General features: G+C 75.9%; 1 pseudogene. It reads right to left on the reverse strand.

The window, feature by feature from the left end:
* Positions 1 to 1,235, reverse strand: a pseudogene (locus tag F3J10_RS35695) (hypothetical protein); the annotation flags it as partial.

A 1,235-nucleotide genomic window follows, 5' to 3' on the forward strand; every position in this document is an offset into this window, starting at 1 on the left:
TGACAAAGCACCGGCTGCCGTGCCCGCCACCGACGACAGGCCGCCCGCCGCCGCGCCGAGACCGCCGGCCAGCGCGCCCGCGCCATTCGACAGCGCACCGGCGACAGTGCCCAGACCACCGCTCAGCGCGCCCGTTGCAGTGCCGGCGACCGTCGTCAGGCCACCTGCCAGCGACGAAGCGCCTGTGCCCAGCACGCCAGAGACCGCGCCAAGCCCGCTCGACAGACCACCCGCCACCGCGCCAGCGCCACCCGACAGCGCGCCGGCGGCAGTACCGAGGCCGGTCGACAGACCGCTGACGACCGTTCCGGTCACCGCGCCCAGGCCGCCCGTCGCCGAACCGAGACCGCCCGCGACTGCACCGAGACCACCGGCAAGCGCACCGGCGCCGCTCGACAGCGCGCCTGACACCGTGCCGAGGCCACCGGCGAGCGCACCCGCACCGCTCGACAGCGCACCGGTCGCGGCACCCAGGCCATTCGACAGACCGCCAGCAACCGTGCCGGCCACCGTGTTCAGGCCGCTCGTCGCCGAACCCAGGCCACCAGCGACGGCACCGAGACCACCGGCCAGCGCACCCGCGCCGCTCGACAAAGCGCCCGTCGCGGCACCCAGACCGCTCGACAGGCCACTCGTCACCGTGCCAGCCACCGTGTTCAGCCCGCTCGTCGCCGAACCCAGGCCGCCAGCGACGGCGCCGAGACCGCCTGCCAGCGCACCCGCGCCGCTCGACAAAGCGCCCGTCGCGGCACCCAGTCCATTCGACAGGCCGCTGGCAACCGTGCCGGCCACCGTGTTCAGGCCGCTCGTCGCCGAACCGAGGCCGCCAGCGACGGTGCCGAGACCACCGGCCAACGCGCCCGTGGCGGCACCCAGCCCATTCGACAGGCCGCTCGTCACCGTGCCGGCCACCGTATTCAAACCACCCGCCGCGGCACCCAGGCCACCGGCCAGCGCACCCGCACCCGATGCCAAGGCGCCCGATGCCGCACCGAGGCCACCCGCGACCGTCCCGGCCACCGTATTCAATCCCCCCGTCGCGGCACCCAGGCCGCCGGCCAGCGCACCCGCGCCCGATGCCAGCGCGCCCGATACCGCGCCCAGGCCATTCGACAGGCCGCCCGTCGCGGCGCCGAGGCCCGTGGTCAGCGCGCCGGTGGTCGTGCCCAGACCCGTCGACAAGCCGCTGACGACCGTGCCCGCGACCGCGTTCAGGCCACCCGCCGCCGCGCCCA

This window comes from Burkholderia sp. Cy-637 (assembly GCF_011753175.1).
GTDB classification, from domain to species: domain Bacteria; phylum Pseudomonadota; class Gammaproteobacteria; order Burkholderiales; family Burkholderiaceae; genus Burkholderia; species Burkholderia gladioli.